This window comes from Clostridioides sp. ZZV15-6598 (genome assembly GCF_020657705.1).
Classification (GTDB): domain Bacteria; phylum Bacillota; class Clostridia; order Peptostreptococcales; family Peptostreptococcaceae; genus Clostridioides; species Clostridioides difficile_F.
The window spans coordinates 1-5,521 of record NZ_JAGWCS010000191.1; the positions used below are offsets into that span (position 1 = coordinate 1).

Annotated in this window: 7 protein-coding genes; 5 read left to right on the top strand and 2 right to left on the bottom strand. The window is 24.3% G+C overall.

Features of this window, described 5'->3' with window-relative positions:
- Positions 1 to 166 precede the first annotated feature (166 nt).
- Entirely contained in the window at positions 167 to 535 is a 369-nt protein-coding gene (locus KGF50_RS20080; RefSeq protein WP_227849699.1) for a C-GCAxxG-C-C family (seleno)protein, read from the bottom strand.
- A 491-nt stretch (positions 536 to 1,026) separates the two neighbouring features.
- Positions 1,027 to 1,197, bottom strand: a complete 171-nt coding sequence (locus KGF50_RS20085) for a hypothetical protein (RefSeq protein ID WP_227435972.1) — start codon at positions 1,195 to 1,197, stop codon at positions 1,027 to 1,029.
- A 440-nt stretch (positions 1,198 to 1,637) separates the two neighbouring features.
- Between KGF50_RS20085 and KGF50_RS20090 the strand changes: the two genes are divergently transcribed.
- The 5 genes from KGF50_RS20090 (at position 1,638) to KGF50_RS20110 (ending at position 5,392) form a co-directional block, all read left to right on the top strand.
- Positions 1,638 to 2,594, top strand: coding sequence for an L-threonine 3-dehydrogenase (locus tag KGF50_RS20090; RefSeq protein WP_227849700.1), 957 nt, complete (start codon positions 1,638 to 1,640; stop codon positions 2,592 to 2,594).
- 279 nt (positions 2,595 to 2,873) lie between these two features.
- Positions 2,874 to 3,230 carry a hypothetical protein gene (locus KGF50_RS20095; protein WP_227849701.1) on the top strand — a complete coding sequence of 119 codons (357 nt, stop codon included), beginning with the start codon at positions 2,874 to 2,876 and terminating at the stop codon, positions 3,228 to 3,230.
- 40 nt (positions 3,231 to 3,270) lie between these two features.
- Positions 3,271 to 4,242: a 3'-5' exonuclease gene (locus tag KGF50_RS20100; protein ID WP_227849702.1), complete on the top strand. Its 972-nt coding sequence runs from the start codon at positions 3,271 to 3,273 to the stop codon at positions 4,240 to 4,242.
- Between the two features lie 107 nt (positions 4,243 to 4,349).
- Entirely contained in the window at positions 4,350 to 5,009 is a 660-nt protein-coding gene (locus KGF50_RS20105) for a DUF421 domain-containing protein (protein WP_227849703.1), read from the top strand.
- A gap of 2 nt (positions 5,010 to 5,011) precedes the next feature.
- On the top strand, positions 5,012 to 5,392 hold the full coding sequence (locus tag KGF50_RS20110; protein ID WP_227849704.1) for a DUF4363 family protein: 381 nt from the start codon (positions 5,012 to 5,014) through the stop codon (positions 5,390 to 5,392).
- Positions 5,393 to 5,521: the final 129 nt, after the last annotated feature.

Here is a 5,521-nt window from a genome sequence, read left to right on the forward strand (position 1 = left end):
TTTTTATTTAGCATAGTATATTTTTTCTTGTCAATTAATATTTTATATATTAAATTATATTGATCAAAATATAATTTAATTGATTTAAAAATTATATTAAAAGAAGATACTATTTATCTAATAAAAAATAGCACTCCCCTAAATGGGAAATGCTCATTTCTTAAGATTATTTTTGATTTTCTAGTATATCATTTAAGGCATCATATGTGAAATTTATTATTTCACCACAGCCTACTTTATTTTTTTTCAATGAAGCACATATTTCTGTACTGTATTTATCCCTTACTTTATTCATTAATTCTCTTGAATACTTTCTTGCTATATTTTCATCTAAATTATTATTTCGTCCATTTAAATATCCTATTATAACAACTGCTGCATTTACAGCTCCACAAACACTCCCTACAGTAATTCCAACTCCCATGCCACTTCCTATTGAAATTGGTATATCTGTATCATGTTCCTCATTATAAGATTTTATTAATGCTTCTGCACAAGTGTATCCTTGGCTATGATATATTGATGGTCTTGTCATTTTTATACTTCCTTTCAATTTTTATTTTAGTTTACGTGTTTTAGTAGTATCTACATAAAATATTATTAATCTTTTTATATAATATTTTATTATAACTATAAATTTAAAATTGTATTTACTTCAAAAAGTTCATAGTTTTACTCATTTAAATGTCTAATACTTCAAATGTTATAAGTCAATATTTTTAAAAAAACTATAATAAGTTATAACTAAACCAACCATAACACTTATACTCAGTTCAATGCTTATAATACTTTTTTATTTGTAGAATTACCTTTGTTCTATCTTAATATTATATATTTTATTATATACTAAACTTACTTTGATTTCTGTGACTTAGTCACATACTCTATCTTTGTACCTCATTAAGATTTAGTTTAATAAAAAATAAATTTAGAAAAACATATAATTTTTAGCATCTACTTTTTTAAATGTTTATTAGGATTTTTTTATTCTCAGATTTTGTTGGAAGGATATATCAAGGTTATTATTTAAACTAAATACCTATACTTTTGTTTATATACACTAACAGCATCATTCCATGCTTCCTGTTCTTTTATCCCCTTTTCTTTAGCTATTTTTTGTGCTAGTTTTCTTATTAATGTAGCACATTCCAGTATTCCAATATTAGATATTTTATCTCTATCAACTCTATATAACATATAAATTTATCTCCTTTAAACTTTTATACAAATCAATTTAATTTTTAATCTTACTCAATGTTTATCTTTGTAGTAATTTTAAACTTTATATATGTAATATATATGAAGTACATTAGAATAAATTTAGAATTTAAATAAAAGTAATTTTATAAATATCACTTTTTAAACTTAATTAACTCTCCATTTTATCTCTCTTTGTACTTTATCTCTCTTTAAAACAATTTCATAAATAATACATATAAACATTCATATTACCATATCTTACCTATATGATATATACTTAATTTTGATATTTATTACATAAAATTCTTAAACATTTATTATGCTTTATTAAATTAAGTAATGCATTAATGGGTTTAATTCTTTGTATTTAAACAAAAGATTTGCTAAAATAAAAATAAGCAATAATACATAAATTAAACTCTAGGGAGGTTAGCAAATTGAAAAAAATACTTATAACAGGTGCATTAGGACAAATAGGTTCAGAATTAACAATCAAGCTAAGAAATGAATATGGAGAACAAAATGTAATTGCTAGCTCAAGAAGAATAAAAGAAGGAAATCCTGTATGTGAATCTGGTATATTTGAAATATTAGATGTCACAGATAAAAATCGATTCTTTGAAATCGCAAAAAAATATGATGTAGATACTATAATTCATCTAGCTTCTCTGCTTTCGGCCGTTGCAGAAAGTAAACCTTTAGAAGCTTGGAATTTAAATATGAATGGATTGATAAATGGTCTTGAAATAGCTAGAGAATTGAATTGTAAGTTTTTTACACCTAGTTCAATAGCTGCATTTGGTGAAAATTCGCCAAAAAATATGACTCCTCAAGATACACTACAAAGACCTAATACTATGTATGGCGTTACTAAAGTTTCTGGTGAATTACTATGTGATTATTACTATTCAAAATTTGGAGTGGATACTAGAGGAGTTAGATTTCCTGGTCTTATTTCTTACGTTACCCCTCCTGGTGGTGGAACTACAGATTATGCAGTTGATATATATTATGAAGCATTGAAAAATAAAAAATATAAGTCTTACATAGCAGAAGGTACAAAAATGGATATGATGTACATGCCTGATGCCCTTCAATCTATAGTAGATTTAATAGAAGCTCCAGCTGAAAAACTTATTCATAGAAATGCTTTTAATATCACTGCTATGAGTTTTGCTCCTGAAGAAATAGCTGATTCTATAAAAAAATACATACCTTATTTTACAATAGAGTATGATGTAGACCCTGTAAGACAAAGTATAGCTGATTCTTGGCCTAATTCATTAGATAGTAGTAGTGCTGTAAATGAATGGAATTTTAAAGCTAATTATGATTTAGATAAAATGACTAAGGATATGCTAGAAAAATTATCAGAAAAAGGAATTGGCAAATAACAAATTAAGAATTTAGTATCAAAGAATTCAGAGAATAAAACACCTTATCTTTATGATTCTATTTTATAATCTTCATTTTTATATAGCTTTTATTCTCTGAAAATCTAACAGTTTTTATTTTTAACATACAACAAACTATTCTTTATAAGCATATTAGTAGTTTTCTAATATGGATTAATCATATAAAAATAAACAGAAAGGAAAAAGCTACTATTGCAAGTGTAATAAAAAACTTAATCAAATTTTACTATACTCTGCATATTATAATACAAGTAGCAGGTGTTAATATTGCTAAATTTAAGAGAAATTAGAGAAGAAATAATTAAAGAATATATAGGGAATGATTTAATCTCTGAACTTACAGAAGAATTAAAGAATATTCTTACAACTGATTTAAAATCTAACCCATTTAAAAGTAATATTGAACTAAGTATAATACCCGCAAACATAGAAATATTTAAAAAGATAGAAACTAAATTGATAGAAGCTAAAGTTAATCTAAAAATAGGTTGGGAAAGAGTACTTATAAATTCTATCTTAAAAGATTCCTTTGATTTAAATTACGAAATAAATAAAAGTTGTAATGAGCCTTTGATGTTCAGAATCATTATATATATTGATTCTTATGACGCTTAATCTCATTAAATAAATATTTATGAGGATGTGCTTTTAATTTATGAAATATAAGTTATTTATAGACTTTGAATTTAATATATTAGATGATAATAAATATAAGCTAGAATATAGTGGAGCTGAATTGATTTCAATAGGTTGTGTTTTGGTCGATAATTGCTTTAATATAGTTGATGATTATTATTCTTTAGTTAAACCAAAATACAATGAGATACTTTCATCTAAATGTAAAAAACTCACTAAATTAAACCAGTTAGAAATTGATACTGCTCATAATCTTTTATATGTTATGGATGATTTTTGCAAATGGTTTAGTAAATTTAGTGATGTTACAATATATAATTGGGGTGATTTTGATATTGCTGGTCTTCTAAATTCCTTTAGAGTATATAAATATACAGGTATCTGCTTAGAGCTATTCAATATGATGATTGATATTCAACCTTTTGTATCTCAACATATTACATATAAAAATAGAATTTTATCTAAGCAACTATCTTTACTAAATATGAAAAAGATTTTTGCTGTAGAAGGAGAAATTAAACATAATTCACTTTCAGATGCTATGGATTTAATGAATGTATGTAAATGCTTTTACCTTAACTATCCTAAAGATACTAATACACTTGAAGAATTGTACAATAAACTACCTCCTATTAAAAATCCTTTATATTATATTCCCTACTTTGAGGATGAAAATTTTGAACTTAAATTTGACAAAACTCCAGAGGATATAATAATGTACCTTAAACAAATATTCAATATATTAAATATAAGTAAAAAAGACATTTATTTTAAAAAGAGAAGTGTATTAGTAAATAATTCTAAAATTATTAGTTTTAAAAACTTATCTTCTTCTTTTAAATTGATAAAGATCAACGAAGTTGAAGAATACCCTGATTTTGTATTGAAATTAGGTGACAAAAAGAATTTTGTTGAATCTGTAGTTAAGATAAATAAAAGTAATAGAAAATCTATAAAAAATTTAATATTGAGATTATCAAGAGTGCCTTAAATAATTGAATTCAATTGTTTAAGGTATTTTTTATAATCTGAATTAATTTTTTTATATGGGATATACTAACTTAGTGTAAATATTTTTTAAAGGAGTAATTGATAGATATGACAGTGGTATTAATAAGAAGTATTATATTATACATAACAGTGTTGATTGCACTTAGAGTCATGGGAAAAGGTGAAATAGCTGAAATGAACTGTTTTGACTTGGTCATAACACTTTTAATTGCAGAAGTTGCATCAGTCCCAATGGAAAATAATAATATACCAATTATAAATGGTGTTGCAGCAATAACTGGCCTTGTAATTATGCAGACTCTAATTTCATTTTTATCCTTAAAAAGTAGAAAATTAAGTTCATTTTTATCAGGTAAACCTTCTGTCTTAATTGACAAAGGAAAGATTGTATATAATGAACTTAAAAAAGAAAGAGTTAGTATAGATGAGTTATTAGAGCAATTGAGAATTCAAGGTTACTTTAACTTAAAAGATGTACAATATGCTATTTTAGAGACTGATGGTAATTTAAGTGTGGTTCCAGCATCAAGTTACAATAGTACTCCTCCAAGAGCTTATAATCATTTACCAATTCCACTTATATTGGATGGTAAAATAATAAATAAAAATCTTGATATGGCTGAAAAAGATACTAACTGGTTAATGGGTATCTTAAAGTCTAACCACATAGAAACTTTTAAAGATGTTCTTATTTGTGTTTTAGATGAAAATGACAAAATATTTATTCAAAATAAGAAGGGTGATTAATATTGAAATCTACAACATTTGTTATACTATGGGCTGTTTTATTTATGCTATTTGGATTTTATGTTAATAACAAACTATATGATTTTACAGAAGATTACAAAAACAATATATCTATATTGGAGAAATCTATAGAAAATGAAGAATGGGAAAAAGCTCAAAAAGAAGCTGATTCTATATCTACTAGATGGTCTAAAGAAAGAAATCATTGGTATAAAGTTTTAAATCATGAATATTTTGATGAAATAGGTTTAAGATTCAATATTCTTGATAAAGCAATTTATACTGAAAATAAATTAAAATCCTTAGAAGAAGTTGAAAGCATAAAAACATATTTAGGAAATATTGTTGAAAGTGTTAAATTTGATATAAACTATATATTTTAAAAATAACAAGTAAGGATATAGATAAAATAATAATTCTATATCCTTATTTTCATAAATTAATACAAGATGTAGTAATATTTTCATGGATTTGTAAATTATAAGATTTATTCTTTTTTATATATTAAAGAC